General features: G+C 60.3%; 23 protein-coding genes. 10 read left to right on the top strand and 13 right to left on the bottom strand.

Translation table 11 applies throughout. The features are described from left to right. From ABRA89_RS11325 to ABRA89_RS11315, 3 genes are all read right to left on the bottom strand, one after another. Window positions 1-1617: a type II and III secretion system protein family protein gene (locus ABRA89_RS11325; RefSeq protein WP_349941580.1), complete on the bottom strand. Its 1617-nt coding sequence runs from the start codon at window positions 1615-1617 to the stop codon at window positions 1-3. Next, window positions 1614-2435, bottom strand: coding sequence for a Flp pilus assembly protein CpaB (gene cpaB / locus ABRA89_RS11320; RefSeq protein WP_349941579.1), 822 nt, complete (start codon window positions 2433-2435; stop codon window positions 1614-1616). The genes ABRA89_RS11325 and cpaB overlap by 4 nt, the downstream gene beginning before the upstream one ends. Window positions 2436-2587: 152 nt before the next feature. Continuing rightward, window positions 2588-3091 carry an A24 family peptidase gene (locus tag ABRA89_RS11315; protein ID WP_349941578.1) on the bottom strand — a complete coding sequence of 168 codons (504 nt, stop codon included), beginning with the start codon at window positions 3089-3091 and terminating at the stop codon, window positions 2588-2590. Here ABRA89_RS11315 and ABRA89_RS20430 point away from each other — a divergent pair. The 5 genes from ABRA89_RS20430 to ABRA89_RS11290 all read left to right on the top strand — a co-directional run bounded on the left by ABRA89_RS20430 (window position 3090) and on the right by ABRA89_RS11290 (window position 6708). Next, entirely contained in the window at window positions 3090-3449 is a 360-nt protein-coding gene (locus ABRA89_RS20430; RefSeq protein WP_463671283.1) for a hypothetical protein, read from the top strand. The genes ABRA89_RS11315 and ABRA89_RS20430 overlap by 2 nt on opposite strands. Before the next feature lie 140 nt (window positions 3450-3589). Further along, entirely contained in the window at window positions 3590-4060 is a 471-nt protein-coding gene (locus ABRA89_RS11305; RefSeq protein ID WP_349941576.1) for a pilus assembly protein N-terminal domain-containing protein, read from the top strand. Between the two features lie 78 nt (window positions 4061-4138). Then, window positions 4139-5335, top strand: coding sequence for a phosphopentomutase (locus ABRA89_RS11300; RefSeq protein ID WP_349941575.1), 1197 nt, complete (start codon window positions 4139-4141; stop codon window positions 5333-5335). Between the two features lie 49 nt (window positions 5336-5384). Continuing rightward, window positions 5385-6014, top strand: coding sequence for a uracil phosphoribosyltransferase (gene upp / locus ABRA89_RS11295; protein ID WP_349941672.1), 630 nt, complete (start codon window positions 5385-5387; stop codon window positions 6012-6014). 142 nt (window positions 6015-6156) lie between these two features. Next, complete coding sequence (locus ABRA89_RS11290; protein WP_349941574.1) at window positions 6157-6708, top strand: TIGR02281 family clan AA aspartic protease; 552 nt, start codon at window positions 6157-6159, stop codon at window positions 6706-6708. On the opposite strand, the gene ABRA89_RS11285 is transcribed toward ABRA89_RS11290, so the two are convergent. Beyond that, a complete protein-coding gene (locus ABRA89_RS11285) occupies window positions 6705-7118 on the bottom strand; it encodes a cytidine deaminase (RefSeq protein WP_349941573.1) in 414 nt (137 codons plus the stop codon). The two genes, ABRA89_RS11290 and ABRA89_RS11285, sit on opposite strands and share 4 nt — an antisense overlap. A gap of 114 nt (window positions 7119-7232) precedes the next feature. On the opposite strand from ABRA89_RS11285, the gene ABRA89_RS11280 reads away from it, so the two are divergent. After that, window positions 7233-7517, top strand: a complete 285-nt coding sequence (locus ABRA89_RS11280; protein WP_349941572.1) for a SlyX family protein — start codon at window positions 7233-7235, stop codon at window positions 7515-7517. Window positions 7518-7542: 25 nt separating this feature from the next. Here ABRA89_RS11280 and ABRA89_RS11275 read toward each other — a convergent pair whose 3' ends face one another. Both ABRA89_RS11275 and ABRA89_RS11270 read right to left on the bottom strand, forming a co-directional pair. Continuing rightward, window positions 7543-8055, bottom strand: coding sequence for an ankyrin repeat domain-containing protein (locus tag ABRA89_RS11275; protein WP_349941571.1), 513 nt, complete (start codon window positions 8053-8055; stop codon window positions 7543-7545). 51 nt (window positions 8056-8106) lie between these two features. After that, window positions 8107-9117 carry a DUF2125 domain-containing protein gene (locus ABRA89_RS11270; RefSeq protein WP_349941570.1) on the bottom strand — a complete coding sequence of 337 codons (1011 nt, stop codon included), beginning with the start codon at window positions 9115-9117 and terminating at the stop codon, window positions 8107-8109. A gap of 53 nt (window positions 9118-9170) precedes the next feature. On the opposite strand from ABRA89_RS11270, the gene ABRA89_RS11265 reads away from it, so the two are divergent. Next, window positions 9171-9710 carry a gamma-glutamylcyclotransferase gene (locus ABRA89_RS11265; RefSeq protein ID WP_349941569.1) on the top strand — a complete coding sequence of 180 codons (540 nt, stop codon included), beginning with the start codon at window positions 9171-9173 and terminating at the stop codon, window positions 9708-9710. Between the two features lie 6 nt (window positions 9711-9716). Here ABRA89_RS11265 and ABRA89_RS11260 read toward each other — a convergent pair whose 3' ends face one another. The 4 genes from ABRA89_RS11260 to ftsE form a co-directional block, all read right to left on the bottom strand. Further along, entirely contained in the window at window positions 9717-10514 is a 798-nt protein-coding gene (locus tag ABRA89_RS11260; protein WP_349941568.1) for a lysophospholipid acyltransferase family protein, read from the bottom strand. Window positions 10515-10737: 223 nt separating this feature from the next. Beyond that, window positions 10738-11472 carry a YdcF family protein gene (locus ABRA89_RS11255; protein WP_349941567.1) on the bottom strand — a complete coding sequence of 245 codons (735 nt, stop codon included), beginning with the start codon at window positions 11470-11472 and terminating at the stop codon, window positions 10738-10740. Between the two features lie 94 nt (window positions 11473-11566). Further along, window positions 11567-12565 (bottom strand): cell division protein FtsX, encoded by a 999-nt coding sequence (locus tag ABRA89_RS11250; protein ID WP_349941566.1) that lies wholly within the window; start codon window positions 12563-12565, stop codon window positions 11567-11569. Then, window positions 12549-13208 (bottom strand): cell division ATP-binding protein FtsE, encoded by a 660-nt coding sequence (gene ftsE, locus ABRA89_RS11245; protein ID WP_349941565.1) that lies wholly within the window; start codon window positions 13206-13208, stop codon window positions 12549-12551. Before ftsE ends, ABRA89_RS11250 begins: the two co-directional genes overlap by 17 nt. Window positions 13209-13442: 234 nt before the next feature. Between ftsE and ABRA89_RS11240 the strand changes: the two genes are divergently transcribed. From ABRA89_RS11240 to ABRA89_RS11230, 3 genes are all read left to right on the top strand, one after another. Beyond that, the gene (locus ABRA89_RS11240; RefSeq protein WP_349941564.1) at window positions 13443-14186 is read left to right on the top strand and encodes a hypothetical protein; all 744 of its coding nucleotides are present in this window, start codon (window positions 13443-13445) and stop codon (window positions 14184-14186) included. Then, window positions 14183-14728 (top strand): hypoxanthine phosphoribosyltransferase, encoded by a 546-nt coding sequence (hpt, locus tag ABRA89_RS11235; RefSeq protein ID WP_349941563.1) that lies wholly within the window; start codon window positions 14183-14185, stop codon window positions 14726-14728. Before ABRA89_RS11240 ends, hpt begins: the two co-directional genes overlap by 4 nt. A 322-nt stretch (window positions 14729-15050) precedes the next feature. Beyond that, window positions 15051-15452 (top strand): response regulator, encoded by a 402-nt coding sequence (locus ABRA89_RS11230; protein WP_349941562.1) that lies wholly within the window; start codon window positions 15051-15053, stop codon window positions 15450-15452. Window positions 15453-15556: 104 nt separating this feature from the next. On the opposite strand, the gene eno is transcribed toward ABRA89_RS11230, so the two are convergent. From eno to kdsA, 3 genes are all read right to left on the bottom strand, one after another. Next, window positions 15557-16837 carry a phosphopyruvate hydratase gene (gene eno / locus ABRA89_RS11225; RefSeq protein WP_349941561.1) on the bottom strand — a complete coding sequence of 427 codons (1281 nt, stop codon included), beginning with the start codon at window positions 16835-16837 and terminating at the stop codon, window positions 15557-15559. Window positions 16838-16977: 140 nt separating this feature from the next. Continuing rightward, window positions 16978-17373, bottom strand: coding sequence for a type II toxin-antitoxin system HicB family antitoxin (locus ABRA89_RS11220; protein ID WP_349941560.1), 396 nt, complete (start codon window positions 17371-17373; stop codon window positions 16978-16980). A gap of 68 nt (window positions 17374-17441) precedes the next feature. Next, entirely contained in the window at window positions 17442-18275 is an 834-nt protein-coding gene (kdsA, locus tag ABRA89_RS11215) for a 3-deoxy-8-phosphooctulonate synthase (RefSeq protein ID WP_349941559.1), read from the bottom strand. Window positions 18276-18282 lie beyond the last annotated feature (7 nt).

The raw sequence follows: 18282 nt of genomic DNA, 5'->3' as shown, positions 1-18282 counted from the left end.
CTATTTGTAGATGTAACCGACAACGCCGTGATACCGGCCAGGGGGCAGCTTGGTCTCGGAATGACCGTAGACGCGGTTGATCTTACCCAGGAAGTTGCCGGCACCATCGCTAGCGAAAGCGAGTCCATCGTCCGGTCGGGCGAGCGCCTCGCGACCCACGGGTCGTACGAGATAGGGCGTGACGATCACGACGAGTTCGGTCTCGTAGCGCTGAAAATCGCGGCTGCGGAAAAGCGATCCAAGGATCGGAAGCTTCGAAAGCCCCGGAAATCCTGACACGACCTGACGGACTTCGTCGCGTACGAGACCTGCGATGACGAGGGAGCCGCCGGAGGGGAGTTCGACGGTGGTGTCGGCGAGGCGTTTGCGGATACCGATTGTATTGACACCGGGCGCGACACCAGCTGGCGTATTGAAAGGATTTTCGAAGGTCGGTTCAGATACACTCGTACGTATCTTAAGACTGATACGTCCCGGCGATAAAACTACCGGCGTAAAATCGAGACCAATTCCATAATCGACTTCGCGGCTCTTATACTCGACGGAAGCCGGCGTGGTATCGTAGCCGACGATTTCTCCAGCGTTATTTATAATTGGCGTCCGGGTTTCAGGAGTTTCGTCCTTACCATTTGCCAGAGTAAATTCACCGCCAACCTTGAAACTCGCGCTCTCGCCTGAGATCGCGGTAAGACTTGGCTCTGCGAGCGTGCGCATGACCCCAGCCTGGTCGAGAGCAGCCAGCTGAGCATCAATATCCGTGTTGCCAATCATACCGCCAAGCGAAGCACCGGACTGCGAGAATGCTTTACCTAAACCGAACGGATTGTCGGAGATCGCGTTAAACGTCATTCCGTCTATCGTGCTTCCGACGGCACCATTCAGCCCCAACTGCTTGACAACAGACCGCTGCACCTCCGCGACGGTCACTTTCAGCGTCACCTGATCCTCACCTTCGATCTGCAGCAGATTGATGATCTGGCTTTCCCGGCGTGCCTCGCTGGCGAATGCGACATCGCCGTTAGACCCCTCCGCCTCGCCGCCCGCCGAGGCCGAACGAATATACTGGCCGGTCGTCGCCTCACCACCTGTAAGATAAGCGTTTGCGATCTGGCTGACCCGTTTAGCGTCAAGCGGAGTGCGAACGCGGCCGGTCAGAACGACGTTGTCGTTCATGATCTCTACCTTCACGTTGGAATCCGGGACGTATTTGCTGATCGCCGCCGAGAGGCCGGCGATGTCGCGCTCGATGCGAATGTCGATCGAAGCGATCTGACGATTGGCCTGGTCGAAGACTATGAGGTTCGTCTGCCCAACCTGCTTACCGAAAAGATAGATGTGCCGCTTGTCGCGCGTAAGCGCATCGGCAATCGATGGGTTCGCAACGAGAATGTCGTGTGCGTCGGCGGACAGAACCAGCACCTTGGACTTATCGAGCCCAAGGTCGATCCGAGTATGACCAGCTCCGACCTGAACGATGTTCTGCTGAGCATAGGCCGGAAGGGTAGCCGCGAGCGGCGAAAGCACTACCGCGGCCGCGAGGGCGAGCGCTTGGGAAAGGGTTTTGATCGACATCGCACGCTCCTCGATCTTGGTCACTGGACGGAGTGAGACGCTCATTCTGGGACCTTCACATCTTCGACCGTGCCGTAGCGGACAATCCGCACAGGCCCGCGTTTGGCCTTCTCTTCGGCAAGGAGAAAGGCTGCGTAGCCGGGCGAGCCGGGAACCGAGTCGGCAAGGGATCTCAGAGACAGGACGAAGCGATCGGCGAGCTGCTGGGCTGCGGTCAGGGCTTCAGCCTGTTCGCCATCGACTTCAAGGGTTGCGACAGAGCCAACGACGTTACGCTGGCCTTCGGTGTCCTCGATCGTCTGATCGATCGCAAGCACACGCAGATTGCGCAGCACGGTTTCGGTGAGAATTTTCGAACCTGCTCCGTCGTTGCCCTCTGCGCGACGGGTCATGATGACGTCGACATGGTCGTTGGGCAGGATGAAACCGCCAGCCGCAGTGGCGGCCGCAATCTGAACAGCAACGGCCCGCTTGCCAGCCGGAAGAAGCGCGGAGAGAAAACCGGAATCGGATTTGATCAGCTTGCTGGAGCGCACGGGCTCGCCAGCAAAGAAGGCCTGCCGGGCGATCGTGCCGTCGAGTTCACTAATGGCTTGGGGCTGTTCCTTCTTGAGGATAAAGCCTTCGCCGATGCCGTCGACCGGCCATTTCTGCCAGGCGAAGCCGCCATTGAAACGCATGCCCATCGGCACGTCGTTCGAGGAGATGAGGACATCTTCGAGCTTGACCGGCGGCTGCGCTGGGGCCGCGGTGATGATGACCGGTTCCTGCTCGGCGGGAGTCGAAAAATTCAGCGCGACAAAACCCGCGCCGATCGCGGCCAAAGCAGCCACGCCTATAACGATGATCTGGCTTCGGTTCATCGATAACTCCCGCGTTTCCTGCGGCATCCCGCAAGTCTTCGCGTCGGTTATCGCCCGGCAATCCTCAATGTATGGTTAATCAAGCATGAAAATTGCCGAGAAATGTCTCGGCAGCCTCGGAAACAAAGCCGAAACAAAATCGAATTCGGCGATCAGGACAGGCGCATGGCCGCTTCCAGGATCGGTCCTTCAGCATAGACGTAGAGCCCTGAGATACCCAGCGCAACGCCATAGGGAACGCCCGTCTTATCGGTGAGCAACCGATCGGCGAACACATAACCCGTTACCGGAACAGCCAGGCTGCGAGCGTAGAGAATCCCGATCGCCATCAGGCCGCCCAGAGCGCTGGCGATCACGAGATAGGTCATCGCATCGTATGGTCCTATCCAGAAAGCCGTCGCTGCCAACAGTTTGGCATCGCCCCCTCCCATCAGATTTGCTGCGAACATTGCAAAACCGATCAGGAATGCGAGAATTCCAAAACTAGAATGCCCGAGAAAATCGGACGTCGACATGCCGCAAAGATAGGCTGCCATAGGAAAAGCGATCGCGAGCAAGATACACAGGCGGTTCGGAATGGTCATCGTCATGATGTCCGAAATCGCGGCGTAAATCATGCAGAGGGGAAAGACTGTTGTCAGAAAAAGATACGACATGGTCTCTTTCCTCTTTTTGAAAGTCGAAATATCTGCGTGGAGGGAGCGCCATGCGCTCCCTCCAAGGCTTCTCGATAAACAGTCGGCTTATTTAATCGCCTGCAACTTCATTCGAGATCTTCGTGAAACCGGTGACCATGTTGTCGCTGAGGGTCCCGAGAATGGTGATCATCCCAACAGCGACGATACCGGCGATCAGAGCATATTCGATGGCGGTGGCGCCGGATTCATTTTTGAGGAAACGCGCAAAAGTCTTGGACACGGTGAATACCTTTCTTCACTGGACAGCACGTCCGTCGATTGTTCAGCATCGATCGGATTTTTCGACCCTAGCCACCGCCTGTTTCGATCGACTTAAAGTTTATCCTTACTCTTTTCTAAGGATTGGGAAGCGGTTTCATGGTTAACCAATCCATAAATCGGCATTTACTTGAGATTCATCATGCTGTGGGACGGTCGGTCGCAATCGTCCTCACACGCAAATCATTTGGAGCGCCGATGCGTCGCCCTCTCATCAGAGCCGGTCTTCTCGGAGCCGTCCTTGTCCTGGCAGTCTCGGGCCTTGCCCGAGCGGAGGCGAGCAAGGAGCCGATAGCAGTCGCCGTCGATCACGCGCGTATCCTGCAAATCGATCGCGGTGCCGGGACCGTCATAATCGGCAACCCCGCGATCGTGGATATCGAGGTCCTCAGCGAGCACCGCCTCGTTTTGACGGGCAAGAGCTACGGCATAACAAATGTCGTGATCCTCGACCGCAACAACGACGTCCTGATGGACGAACAGGTAGCGGTGCAGACCTTCGAAGAAAACACGGTGCGCATTTACCGGCAGTCCCAGCGCCAGACCTATGCCTGTGCACCCAAATGCGAGCCCACCGTCACGATCGGCGACAACGAACAGGTTTTCCAGCTTTCGAGCTCGCAATATCAGGAGCGTCGCCGGATCGCCGAAGAGGCCGCAAAGCCTTAACGACAGTTTAAAAGGTTCTTGTCGGCTGAAAAGGCGCGATATGTGTAAGCGGACACGTCTTTACGAGGGATGCGTCCGATGCCCAGAGCCGTCATCATCGTTCTCGATTCCGTTGGCATAGGCGGTGCGCCTGACGCCGCCGAGTTCGGCGATGAAGGCGCCAATACGCTTGGTTCGATCTTTCTGGCATCTAAGGACGGAAAAGGCGATCGAGCTGGGCTTCGCGAAGGTCCGCTACAGCTTCCCAACCTCACCCGGCTCGGGCTCATGCATGTTGCAGGCCTCGACGACGGCCAGCAACGGCCGGAGGCCTTGCACGGCCTTGCCCGAGAAATATCGCGCGGCAAGGATACGCCTTCCGGTCATTGGGAAATCGCTGGCGTTCCGGTTCCTTTCGAATGGGGCACCTTCCCCGATACCGAACCTTCGCTGCCACCTTCTCTCGTGCGACAGATCATGGACGATACGCGCATTCCCGGTATTCTCGGCGACAAGCGAGCCTCGGGCACCGACATCCTGCGGGAACTCGGCGAGGAGAGCGTACGATCGGGAAAGCCGATTCTCTATACCTCCAGCGACAGCGTGCTTCAGATCGCGGCGCATGAGGAGCATTTTGGGCTCGACCGGCTCATGACGCTCTGCGAAGCGGCCCGGAAGCACTGCGATCCACTCAACATCGCGCGTGTGATTGCCCGACCATTTCGAGGAGAGAGCGCCGAGAACTTCAAGCGAACAGCCAATCGCCGGGACTTTTCCGTGCCGCCGCCCGGCGAAACGATTCTCGACACCGCGCAGACATCGGGACGAAGGGTCTACGGCATCGGCAAGATCGCGGACATCTTCGCCCATCGCGGTGTTGACGTGTCGATCAAGGGCGACGGCAACATGGCGCTCCTCGATGCGACGCTCGATGCGATAGAGCGGGCAGAAGACGGAGACCTCATCGTCTCGAACCTCGTCGATTTCGACATGGTGTATGGACACCGGCGCGACATCGCCGGCTATGCGGCGGCTCTGGAAGCCTTCGACGCGCGCATTCCGGAAATCGAGAGCGCTTTGCGGCCGGGCGACCTCTGCATCATCACCGCCGATCATGGATGCGACCCGACCTTTCAGGGCACCGACCACACACGGGAACGCGTTCCGATCCTTGGGCTAGGGCCGGACATCGAGCCGCGCGATATCGGGGAACGCGACACTTTCGCCGATATCGGAGCAAGCGTCGCGGCCCATCTTGGATTGAAGCCCGGTCGATTCGGAACTTCCTTTCTCTGACGAGTCCGCTTTATCTGCGGTCGGATGGAATCAACGCATGGGAACCGGCATGGACGGCGTCACGGTCATCGATCACCCTCTCGTTCAGCACAAGCTGACAATCATGCGAAAGAAGGAGACGTCGACGGCGAGCTTCCGGCGCCTCCTTCGCGAGATATCGACGCTCCTCTGCTACGAGGTGACGCGTAAGCTCGAAATCACGACAGAACGCATCGAAACACCTCTCATGGAGATGGACGCGCCGGTTCTGGAGGGGAAAAAGCTTGTCTTCGCCTCGATCCTGCGAGCCGGAAACGGTCTGCTCGAAGGCATGCTCGATCTCGTGCCGGCTGCGCGGGTCGCCCATGTGGGGCTTTACCGCGACGAGACGACACTCGAACCCGTCGAATACTATTTCAAGGCGCCGGAGCATTTGGGCGACCGCCTTGTGATCGTAGTCGATCCGATGCTTGCAACTGCGAACTCGGCGATCCTGGCCGTGGAGCGGCTGAAGCAGCAGGGCGCATCCAATCTCCGCTTCTTGTGCCTTCTCGCGGCACCGGAAGGCGTGGAGCGTTTTCGCGAAGCCCACCCGGACGTTCCGGTTTTCACTGCCGCGATCGACAGCCATCTCAACGATCTTGGCTATATCGTACCGGGTCTCGGGGACGCCGGCGACCGCATGTACGGGACCAAATAGGCCCAGATAACTGAATGGCGTTTTCGGCTCCTTTACCCTCTTCGCAACGAGGATTCTGGATAAGCCTATCGGTTCAAACTCCGTAAGCTCCGCATCGCTACTCTCGGCGCACTTTATTCAGTGAGAATTGAGGCGCCCCGCCATGATGTCCCGTGCGATTTTTCTCCTGGCCGTTTGCTCTCTGGGCGGATTGGCCGCTCCCTCGGTCTTCGAGAACTATCTCAGCAATCAGCGCTCTGGTCCGGAGCGGCTCGATCCGGCAACGCCTGTACTGAAAGCTGCAACCCGGCCTGCTCCTGCGGATGCGCAGAGCGACGGATTCGGCCGGAACGTCATTCTGGACGCTGATGAGACGGGTCATTTCCGGGCAGATGTCAGGCTGAACGGAATGCGTAATTCCGTTCTGATCGATACGGGCGCGACAAAGGTCGCGATCGACGAGAAGACCGCAAGGCAGATCGGCATCTACCCACAACCGAGCGACTGGACCGTTCCCGTCCAGACCGCGAACGGCATGGCGAAGGCAGCGAACGCACGGATCGATCGGGTCGAGATTGGCACGATTGTCGTTCGCGACGTCGATGCGCTGGTACTCGAGGAAGGAACACTCGGTGTAACGCTGCTCGGAATGAGCTTTCTGTCCCAGCTCGACCGCTATTCCGTGCGCGATGGCCGGTTGACGATGGAGCGTTAGGCGACGCCGTCGCCTGCAGCGAGCTCATCGGCCTCAAAGGCAAGCGGCAGGAGGTCACCCATTGTCACGGACTTCACCACGCCGCCATCGACGTCGCAAAGATGAATCCTGGTCTCAGCATTTGCGAACTCAGCGATCCGCTGGCGGCATCCGCCGCAGGGGCTGCAACTTGGTAGCTTCGCGGCAACGACCGCAAGCTCGGCTATGCGCCCTCCCCCATCCATGACGAGATGGCCGATCGCCGTCGTTTCCGCACACCAGCCCTCGGGAAAGCTGACCGACTCCACGTTGCAGCCGGCATAGATACGCCCGTCAGAGGTCCGCAAAGCCGCCCCGACCGGAAATTTAGAGTAGGGCGCATGGGCCTTGCGCATTGCAGATTTGGCCTTGGCGAAGAGGTCGTCGGCCATGTCATCGTCTCGCTTCAATGGAATTTCGGGTCTGTCGCTTCGACGCCATAGGATACTCGATGGCTGAAATTGTCGACCGCTCGTAAGCGTTATAGCCAATCTTGAGATCATGCCATGGACAAGACCGGCGCTTTTCTTCAATTCTCGAATTGGGACGAACAGGCGAATGAAGCGAGTGCCATGGCCGAAACCGATTCATCCGTGGAAAGCAGGCTGGAGGATCTCGAGGTGCTAACCAGCCACCAGTCGAACACGATCGAGGAACTGTCGGAAGAGCTGGCTAAGGCTTTTGCCGCGATCCGGCATCTCCAGCTGAAGGTCGAGCATCTGACAGACCGGGTCGGCGCTGTGGAGGACGGCGGCGGCAAGCCGGAAGCGACGAAGCCGCCGCACTACTGACCCTCCCGTCAGTGCTCAAGCCACATCAAGCATTCTGCTGAAGGAAGTTCGCCGCCTCGGCTGCACCCATCATCTTGGCGGCGGCAAGTGGCGTCGCGCCATCGGCATTGGCGGCGTGAAGATCGGCGCCGTGCCGCTCCAGCATCTTCAGCATCGCGACGCGGTCGAACATTGCGGCGATCATCGCCGGGGTCTTGCCCGACGGTCCGCCGTCGTCGACCGCGGCTCCGTGGCCAATCAGGAGTTCGGCAATGCGTTGCTCGCCCTTGAAGGCCGCTCCGGCGAGCGGTGTCTGGCCGCGATCATTGGGGATCGAGGGATCGGCACCGGCTTCGAGAAGCGTCCGGGTCGCCGCCTCTTGGCCATGGTAGCTCGCCAGCATCAGGAGCGTGTCGCCTTTGTCGTTGCGCAGATCGACCGGCAGTCCCTGTTTGAGCAGCGGGCCCAATGTCTGTGCATCACCATCGCGCGCCGCCTGAAAGACCTTCGCGGCGAATTCGAGGGTTTCCTGATCCGGCTCGGAATTGGTGCCGTCCATCGACCGCTCTCCTTTTTGTTCTGTTTCCGCCTTTTTCCTCAAGACGCCCGATCACTCCAGCGGCGGTATCTCGCCGAGCGGAATGACGCCGGCCGTCAGCTGCCCGTCATCGGCGGTGACCCGAATTGTCGTTCGGCCATTCTCCGTCTTCCCGACATAGGGAATGACGGAGGCAACCGTGTTGGCGATCGATGCAGCCTCCGGCGCGATCGAGCCGACGATCGAAGCCAGCCTCTCGGGAGACGTCACGGCGAGATCGAAGGTTCCCGACAGGAGCCCCTCCTGGGAAAACGCAAAATCGCCGGACAGATCGGCGCCGGCGGGATCACCGTGAAACTGAAGATTCAGCGAGCGCAAGGTTCCGCTTCGCCCCGCGAAGAGTTCTCGTGCCGTGCGCCCAGAGGCACCACCAGACAGCCAGTCCGCCGCGCCCTGGACGGTCAGATCGGTCGAGAGATCAAAGTTTGGGATATTACTCAGTTGGGGCACCTCGATCTTCGCCGATCGCTGGTTGCCCGCGATATCGAGATCGCCCTCGCGGCGCCGGGCATGAACTTCACCTGCGCTCGCGTTGAAGACCGCTTGACCACCGATCGCGATACGCGGAGCATCTGTCGCGACGGAAATCCGGTCGAGCCCTTCCGTCCAGAAGCTCGTGCTCGCCTGGGCAAGTTCCCAACTCAGATCGACCGGTGGACCATCGGCCGTTTCGATCCGCACCGGAGCGTCGAGCTCGCTGACGACGAGGTTCGGCTGGTAGATCTGGGCCGCGCTGCGGAACGAGCCGGCATCGACCGCCACCCCATTGCGCGGCACTTCGATCGCAAGATCATCGCAGACGAGACCAATGCGGAACGGATAGCCGACGACGTCGCGGCCCGGACAGGAAACGATGACTCCGTTGCGCTCCGCATCGTCGATTGCCCGGCTGGTGACCTGCTCGAGCTGGGAAGCGGCGAAGAACCAGAATCCCGTCAGGATCGCGAAAAGAACGACGACGATCGCGACGATCCAGATATAGGCGCGGCGGACACGGCGTGGTTCCGAGGTTGACGAAGACAACGAAGCTCCCCTTTGAAAGACGGACGAAGTGGCGAGAGGAATAGCGGACAGGAATGGGCGGAAATAATGACTTCTGGGTGTTCGGCTATGGCTCGCTGATCTGGAATCCCGGTTTTGATTTCAAGGAACGATCGGTTGCACGCCTCGCCGGTTTCCATCGTGCTCTCTGTGTTCGCAGCCATGTGCATCGCGGTACGCCTGAACAGCCCGGCCTCGTCTTCGGCCTCGATCGGGGCGGTTCTTGTGTCGGCATGGCCTACAAGGTTGCCGGCGGCGATCATGATGCCGTGATGGCCTATCTCAGGGCGCGCGAACTCGTCACCCATGTCTATCTTGAAAAGACCGTCTCGATCAGACTGGCAGAAGGAACCGGCGTGCGTGCGGTCACCTATGTTGTCGATCGCGGGCACACCCAGTATGGCGGCAAGATTTCGGCGGAAGATGCCGCACGGATCGTGATGCGGTCGCACGGTCGCTCAGGGCCCAATGTCGAGTATGTGACGAACGCTCTTCAAGAGATTCATCGTATGGGTCTGAAAGACAGCTGGCTCGAAAGTGTGGTCAGCCGTCTGCACCAGCCTCATCACGGCTGATCGGGCTTACTCCCCGGCGCTTTCTGGCGCGATCGCGTTTTCCAGCTTGCGCCGCCCCTCATCAGTGCGCGGTTTCAAACCATCCCGGTGGTAGGATTCCGCCAGAAGTTCGCCCGAACGCTCCTCGATCGATCCGCGAAGCCGGTTGAAGAAATCGATGCGCGACAGGCCGGGGTGAATGGGCTCCAGGAAATCCGCATGGATGGTGCCCGGCCAGCGCCGCACATCATGCCGAGGCCAGTAGAGGCCGGAATTGAGCGCGACCGGCACGACCGGGAGATCGAGCATCTCGTAGAGCCGGTAGATGCCCTGACGATAGTCGGGCGCCGAGCCTGGCTCGCTGCGGGTGCCTTCCGGAAAGATGACGATCTGGCGCCCCTCGGCGGCCGCGGCCTTGGCGTTTTCCAGCATGGAGGCGATGGCGCCACCGCGCTTTTTTCGATCGACAGGAATCATACCCATGATCTTCGCGTACTGGCCGAAGACCGGGATGCTCATGAGTTCCTTTTTCAGGATGAAGGACGGGCGGTCCAGGGTCGGAACGAGAGCGATGATATCCCAGAAGGACTGGTGCTTCGAAGCGATGATCGACTGGCCTTCCGGAACGTGTTCCAGGCCAGAGATTTGCGAGCGCGTGCCGGCAAAGGTCTTCAGTATCCAGAGGCTCGATCGGCACCAGCTGTTGATGATCCGCCAGTTGGTTTCTTCCGACACGAAGAACATGAGCGGCAGGGCTGCCAGCAACCGGACGATGAAGTTGATGTAGAAAACGATCTGGAAAAGGACTGAACGCACGATCAGCATGGAAAGGGCCTTTGGGGCGGAATCTGTCTACGGGCAAGTCGGGCCCAGTCGAAAAAGGTCGTTGCATCCGCACGGAGCGCAGCGCCGCACCGGTACCGGACGCAATCTTCGAAAGCCGATCGAGGTGCGAAGGTCAATGGTTTCGCGGGAACGAACTTTGCAGAGCAAGTGTCGGCGACACCGGCTCTCAAATCGGCCAAGAATTGAGAATCGCTCAGGAATATCAGGCCGAGGGTTCCGCATTGGCGGAAGACACCATCGGGTCGACGTCGACAATCGCAGCCCTGACACGCGCGGCCATAAGCTTTGCGTATTCGGTCACCAGAACTTCGAGCCCGCGCCGGCTCGGAATGGCATCGTCCTGCCAGAGTTCGTCGAGGCGCACCGCGACAGGCGTTATCCGGTCGAGATCGCCCACTCGGTCGAACTCGATCAACGAACGCTGCATGTGATAGTCGCTGGTAACGAGGATAAGCTCATTGAAATTGTTCTCCGCCGCCCAGCGCACCGCTTCCATCGCGTTCCCGACCGTATCGAGCGCGGCGACGTCGATATCGATGCAGCAGTTGAAGAGATCGAGGTCGGTATTGGTCATGCGCGCAATGGCACGGGCACTCGTATTCTCGTTGACGCCGCTGATCAGCAGGCGCTTTCCATAGCCGCTCTTGAGGAGAGACAGAGCGCGTTCGATCCGGTGAGCACCGCCGGTGAGAACCACGATCGCATCTGCGCGCGGTACGTCTTCGAGGCGCGAGACGGCTGCCGTCGTTTCGGTGTAGCGAAGGAAGCTGCCGACCGTGAAACCGCCGACGAGAAGGATGGCAAGACACATCAGCGCGAAGCGCCGCTTACGACCGCGTCGCAGCATTTCGGCCCAGTTCGCCCTTTCCGGCTGAACCGCGCCTTCTTTTCGGCCGCCCCGGCCTATCATGTTTGCCCCATCGACATCGTGTCTCAACGTCTCCGTTCGGTACGCGTCTCAATCGCGTGGAGCCTAGAATCGCAGGCTGATGCCGGACCTGCGTCTTTGGTTTGTCTGAGGAATATAGGACTTAGTTTTCCACAGGCGATAGCATATCGATCAGCGAAAGCTGTTTCAGAACTGTGAACCTCGACGTTAAAGCTGTCAAAAGCCCGATGATCGCGATGAGCAGCGCGACGCCGAGATAGCCTGTCCAGCCAATCGCAAAAGAGCCGAACAGCGCGGATATCTGATCGGCCTCGGGCCGTGCCTGATTGCTGGCCGTCCAGAGTCCCATCGTCCAGAAGAGAATGATCGCAAAGGCACCACCGGCCAGCGCCCCGATGAGGCCCATCCGCAGAAAATGCCATTGGAACTGCTCGGCGATGAATTCGGAGCGGGCGCCGACGAAATGCAGCACCTCGACGATCTGCCGATTGCCGGCCATCGCGCCGCGCGTTGCAAACACGACGGTCAGCGCTGTCGCGACGAGAACGAGAACGAGAACCCCCGCGCCGGTGAGGATCATTGCATTGGCCATGGCGACGAGGCGCGATACCCAGGCGCGGTGGTCATCGAGCTCGGCCTGCGGAACCGCCTCCTGCAACTCGGCTCGAAGTTCATCGAAATCCGGCGGAGCGTCGCCATCGATGGAAATCACGACGAGGCGCGGAACCGGCAATTCGGTCAATTCGAGCTCGGCACCGAGCCATGGCTCAAGAAGCCGCGAAGTCGCTGCGTCGGTGAGCCGGGACGCGCTGGTCACACCAGACGTTTCACGCGCGATCTGCTCTACCGTCTCGAGCGCCGCGTCCATGGCGAGACCTTCGCGCGGAATGATCTGGACCGTAATTTCCTGCGAAATGTCGTTCTGCCAGTCCTCCGCTGTTTCCGAGACGAGGGTAACGGCGCCAACCGTGAGGCTGGCGAGGAAGGTCATGATCGCGACGGTGATGACGAGTGCGCGGCCAGATACGCTCGAAGACGGGACGATGGGTGCCTGGCGCTCGGCCTTGCGGCGCGCGAGAAGATCACGGATGCGATCGAAGACCGGCTGGAGAACCGCCACATAGTCAGTCTTGGATCGCAAGACGCCCCTCCTCCAGCATGAGACGACGCGCGCCGATCTGATCCATCAGGCCGAAATCATGGGTCGCGATGACGACGGCGGTTCCGGTTCGGTTGAGCTCTAGGAAGAGGCGGAGCAGTCGGCGAGCCATCGGCGGGTCGACGTTTCCCGTCGGTTCGTCGGCAAGCAGGATGTCGGGCTGATCGATGAGCGCGCGGGCGATCGCCGCGCGCTGTTTCTCGCCGCCCGACATCGTGACCGGAAAGGCGTTCATGCGTGCGCCAAGCCCGACCCATTCGATGAGGTCGACGACGTCCTGGCGATAGCTCTCCTCGGACCGGCCCCGCACCCTGAGCGGCAACGCAATGTTCTCGAAAGTCGTCAGATGATCGAGAAGACGAAAATCCTGAAAGACGATGCCGATACGGCGGCGGATCGATGGAAGATCCCGCCGCGAGAGCGTCGAGACGTCGCGGTCGAGCACGCTGATCGAACCACGTGTCGGCCGCAGCGCGAGGAAAAGCATCCGCAAAAGGCTTGTCTTTCCCGCACCGGAGGGGCCGGTGAGAAACTGGAAGGACTGCTTCCGAATTTCGAAGTTGAGATCGCGCAGGATCTCCTCCCCGGCGTCGTAGCGCAAACCGACATTATCGAACCTGATCACGAAACGCCGCTTTCCTAAAGTCTCTGACCGTTTCTACTGCCCGCGACCTTGGCGGAAAAAGCGGCGAAACTCCGACGATTTCAGCTTACGGATATCCGGGGCAAGCAGGCCCTCCATCCTCAGGTGAAGGCCGCATCGGCGAACTATCGTCCGCCCACCCTGCGTGAGCCTCGCACGAGCTTTGAATGCTTGGTATAGGCTCTTTAAGTGAAGTCGGCAAAACAGGCCGATCCGATGAGCGATCACGCGATGAAGACACCAAACGACCGGCGGCGGAGCGAGCGACCGCGCAAGCCGCTCGTGATCGAAGGCCATGCGCGGCGACTCGACGAGGCAGCGCCACGCAACCGCTTATCGCGAAGCGCCGGCTACCGACCTCTCGGCACACCACGCTGGACGGAGCCGTCTCAGACGCTCGAAGGTGAAGCGGGAAAGCGGACCACGTTCTTCGGACGCCGCCCAGAGCCGGAGGTGGATCTATTTCGCCATGGCGACGCAAAGCCGGCCGACGATGCGCCTGACGAGGAGATTGCGCCCCCCTCCAATGCCCCGCTGAAGATCGCCTGTATCGCAGGGGTGGTGATGGCGGTTCTCTTCATTCTACCCAATCTCTTTGATCTCGCAGGCGGCGCGGTGGCAGCGCGCATTTCGACGAGCGCACGCGACGCTTCGCTTGGAAACGGGCTCGATGTTTCGAACATCAAAGCAGATCTCCTCGCCAGAGAGGGCGCGTCAGTGCTGACGCTGACAGGCGAAGTCTCGAACGCTGCAAGCGATCAGACTGTGCCGCCGATCGAGATCGTGCTGACTGATGGCGAAGGCGGACGCGTGGTGCGGCGGATCGAAGTGACACGCAGCGCGCTGAGAACTGGCGAGCGGCTTGGCTTTTCTTCTTCCGTCCTCTTGCCTGACGATATGAAAGGGCGGCTCGAACTCTCACTGCGACCGGCTGCTCCGACCAATGGAAATTTGAGATGAGACGACACGGACGCACCGTCCTCGAACTCTTCGGCGAAGACCAGATCAAGACCGAGGTCGATCGGATCGCCGAGGAAATTGCGGCACATTACGGCGACGACGCCGGCAATCTGATGCTGGTTTCGGTTCTGAAAGGCGCCTTTGTCTTCACCGCCGACCTTATGCGCGCCTTGAGCACGAAGGGCATCGCGGCCGAGGTGGAGTTTATCTCGCTGTCGAGCTATGGCGCCGGCACCGAAGGCGGAGAGGTTCGCCTCTTCCGCGATATCGAGCGGCCGGTGGACGGTCGCGACGTAATCCTGATCGAGGATATTCTGGAGAGCGGGCGCACGGTCGCACTTGCTCAGAAGCTGATGTGGGAGCGCGGGGCAAGATCGGTGCGTCTCGCGGTCCTTCTCGACAAGCCCGGTCACCGCAAGGTGGAGATCGAGGCCGATCATGTCGGCTTTTCTTGTCCGGACAAGTTCGTCGTCGGCTATGGCCTCGACGCGGGCTATCGGTTTCGCGAACTGCCATTCATCGGATATCTCGTCGAAGAATAAGCGGCTCTGGAGAGAGCATGACCAGGTTTATGAGAGCTACCGGTCTTCAGCGTTTTCCACGCGATTTGAAGGCCTTAGACTTGCGATGGAGAAGCTGTGGAAAACGACCTGTTCTTCGGTTCAATAGGCGGCAATACAGTTCCGGGTCAGCTTCGGCGTGCAATTTTTGACCCTAAAGACCGACCTGCGCTTCACAAAGTGTTGAAATGCGTTGGGGCGACTCGACTAGACTCATTGTCGCCATCATCGAACCGAAGCGTGTGTCTGGCAAACAAATTCGGTTTCGAGGTGAATATCGAAGCCGGCATCGGAGGTGCAGATCATGGCGAACATTTTGATCGCGGAGGACGAACAGGCGGTCCGCCATCTCGTCGCACGTGCGCTTCGCATGGACGGTCATGACGTTTCCGAAGCCGAGGATGGCGAGGAAGCCCTCGATCTTCTGGACGAAGCCGGCGGTCGCTTCGACCTGATCCTATCCGACATCCGCATGCCAGCGATGACGGGCATCGAGCTCGCCCACGAGGCTGCGCAGAAATGGCCGAACATCAAGATCCTCCTCATGACCGGCTATGCCGAGCAGAAGGAAGCGGCCACCGAACTGAGCAAAATCATCGAGGATGTGCTCGACAAGCCGTTCGCCATCGGTGACGTGCGCATGCGCGTCGGTGAGATCCTGGCCGCAGGCGGACCTGAGCCGCACTCGGCAGCGGTCTGCGCCTGACGTTATCGCAGCTTATTGCGAACATCCAAATCGCAATAAAAAGCCCGCGCCGTCTCCGGCCCGGGCTTTTTCAGGTGCCGAATTGTGGTTTGTCGCCGCCGCTCTTACCGGCCTAAGCGCAGGATGCTGCGGCCGGCGTATTCGGCCTGGCTGCCGAGCTCTTCCTCGATGCGAAGAAGCTGGTTGTACTTGGCGACCCGGTCCGAGCGGGCGAGCGAGCCGGTCTTGATCTGTCCGCAATTCGTCGCGACCGCCAGGTCGGCAATGGTGGAATCTTCCGTTTCGCCCGAGCGGTGGGACATGACAGCAGTGTAGCCGGCCCGGTGGGCGACGGAGACCGCGTCGAGGGTCTCGGACAACGAGCCGATCTGGTTGACCTTAACGAGGATCGAGTTGGCTGCGCCCATCTCGATGCCCTTCTTCAGGCGCTTGGAATTCGTGACGAAGAGATCGTCGCCGACGAGTTGCACCTTCGAGCCGATCGCCTTGGTCAGCTTGGTCCAGCCGTCCCAGTCGTCCTCGTCGAGGCCGTCCTCGATCGAGATGATCGGATAGGCGTCGGAGAGCTCCTTCAGATAGCCGGCCATGTCGTCGGCTGAGAGCTTGCGGCCCTCGCCGGCGAGATCATAAGTGCCGTCCTCGCAGAACTCGGTCGCAGCGCAATCGAGCGCGATGAACATGTCGTCGCCCGGCTTGTAGCCAGCCTTCTCGACCGCCTTCATGATGAAGTCGAGCGCTTCCTTCGGCGAGCCAAGGCTCGGCGCGAAACCGCCCTCGTCGCCCACATTCGTGTTGTGGCCGGCATCCTTCAGCATCTTCTTCAGGGTGTGGAAGGTCTCGGCCCCCATGCGCAGGGCGTCGGAGAACCGCTCCGCGCCGACAGGCATGATCATGAATTCCTGAAAGTCGATCGGGTTGTCAGCGTGCGCCCCGCCATTGACGATGTTCATCATCGGAACGGGCAGGACGTGGGCCGACGGGCCGCCCACATAGCGGTAGAGCGGCAGGCCGGCGGACTCGGCCGCGGCTTTGGCGATGGCGAGGGAAACGCCGAGAATGGCGTTCGCGCCGATGCGGCTCTTGTTGTCGGTGCCGTCGAGATCGGAGAGCGCGGCATCGACCATCAGCTGGTCTTCGGCCTCCATGCCGACGATCTCTTCGGCGATCTCGTTGTTGACCGCATAGACCGCCTTCTGGACGCCTTTGCCCATGTAGCGCTCGTCGGCATCGCGCAGTTCGACCGCCTCGTAAGCCCCGGTCGACGCACCCGACGGGACCGCCGCGCGGCCCATGGAGCCGTCTTCGAGGACCACGTCCACCTCGACGGTCGGGTTGCCCCGGCTGTCGAGAATCTCACGGCCGATAATGTCGATGATGGCGGTCATGGGGGTGTTCCTCGCGGAGAGCGTTTGCGTAAGACGATTTCGGCCATGCTTCTAGGGCAACGGACCTGTGATGAACAGCGGGCGGGGGCGAAATCGGTCCCCATCCCCCCAGCCAAGACGGCATTTCGCGCCTTTCGAGATCACTCGATGCCGACTGTCTTCCTGACCGCCATCGCCAGGACTTCCGAGCGCCGCAAGCCGTGGCTTTCCGCGTAGTCGTCGATATGGCGGACTTCCTCGACCGGAATCGAAATTCCGATCCGAACAAGCGGGTCAATTTGAGAGGGAAGCCTGACGAGCGCCGCAACACCGTCTCGGTTTTCGAGATCGGACATGACCACTTGGAGGGACGAGGGTTCGGGGATTTCGTACCCTTCTTCGATCATCGCGGTCGTGTGGAGTGCGAGCGCTTCTTCCGCGTGTTCAAGCGCTTCTTCCATATCGCTCCCTGCGGATGTGCAACCCGGGAAATCGGGGAAACAAACGCCGTAATCGGTTCCTTCATCCTTGTGGAGAAGCGCGATGTAACACGTCAACTGATTTCCTTAGATTGGAGTGCGGGCTGCGCGGTTTGCTCGTGAAAGCTTGAAATCGGACTACGGCTTCAAAATCCCTTCACCAGTTCGTCCAGCGCCTTCAGCCGACCTAGCAGCTCCGGCATCCGGTCAAGCCGCACCATATTCGGCCCGTCGGATGGCGCGTTGTCCGGATCGTCGTGGGTCTCGATGAAGAGCCCAGCCACGCCAACCGCGACCGCAGCGCGCGCCAGCGTCTCGACGAAGCGGCGCTCGCCGCCTGAGGAGCCGCCCTGGCCGCCGGGTTGCTGCACCGAATGGGTGGCGTCGAAGACGACCGGCGCGCCGGTCTCGGCCATGATCGGCAGGGCGCGGAAGTCGGAGACCAGCGTGTTGTAACCGAAGGAGACGCCGCGCTCGGTGAGGAGGACATTGGGATTGCCGCTCTCCGTCACCTTGGCGAGGACGTTCTTCATGTCCCAGGGCGCGAGGAACTGGCCCTTCTTGATGTTGACGACGCAGCCGGTCTTCGCGGCGGCGATCAGGAGGTCCGTCTGGCGGCAGAGGAAGGCCGGGATCTGGAGAATGTCGCAGACTTTGCCCGCTTCCTCGCACTGCTCTTCGGTATGGACGTCCGTCACCACCGGGAGCTGAAGCTGATCACGGATTTCCTCGAAGACAGGCAGGGCCTCGCCGAGCCCGATGCCGCGACGGCCCTTCAGGCTCGTGCGGTTCGCCTTGTCGAAGCTCGCCTTGAAGACATAACCGATGCCGAGGTCCTCGGTGATCCGCTTCATCCGCTCGGCGATCATCATCGCATGGTCGCGGCTTTCCATCTGGCAGGGGCCTGCGATCAGCGCCAGGGGCTTGTCGTTGGCGAAGTTCACGGACGCTGCCGCGACCTTGTTGTTGATGAGGTTCATTGGATCA

This window comes from Fulvimarina thalattae (assembly GCF_040239565.1).
In the GTDB taxonomy this organism is placed as follows: domain Bacteria; phylum Pseudomonadota; class Alphaproteobacteria; order Rhizobiales; family Rhizobiaceae; genus Fulvimarina.
Note: the sequence above shows the minus strand (reverse complement) of the source record. Positions and strands in the feature narration are given on the sequence as shown.